A 448-nucleotide genomic window follows, 5' to 3' on the forward strand; every position below is an offset into this window, starting at 1 on the left:
GGTGGAAGCACAGCAATGTGTGGAGCTGACGAATACTAATCGGTCGAGGGCTTATCCTAAAACGTTTCCGAAGGAAACGTACTTCGGAAGCATAAACAATTAATTACCCCACAAAGTGAAGCAAATGCTTCGGAGTTAATTCCGAGTACTTTGCGGGGACCCCGCAAGAAACTTAAGGGCTTCAAACTTTCGCATCCAGTTTTCAAGGTGCAAATATACCTTTATGCCGGTGTAGCTCAGTTGGTAGAGCAACTGACTTGTAATCAGTAGGTCGTGGGTTCGACTCCTATCGCCGGCACCATTTACGAATTTAAATCCGATCTAAGATGATCGGATTTTTTTGTGTACGCCCAGCATGGGCGTCATCTCTAGGGTGAAAGTCCCGAACGGGGGCTGGCGAACGCCTACCGTTAGCCAAGAGCAAGGGTGTCCGCCGTGAGGCGGAATC

The 448-nt window shown here is 48.9% G+C and carries 1 tRNA gene; it reads left to right on the top strand.

The features are described from left to right. Positions 1 to 225: 225 nt before the first annotated feature. Positions 226 to 301, top strand: a tRNA-Thr gene (locus WFK81_RS30775). Positions 302 to 448 lie beyond the last annotated feature (147 nt).

This window comes from Paenibacillus sp. MMO-177 (assembly GCF_037147795.1).
Lineage (GTDB): Bacteria > Bacillota > Bacilli > Paenibacillales > Paenibacillaceae > Pristimantibacillus.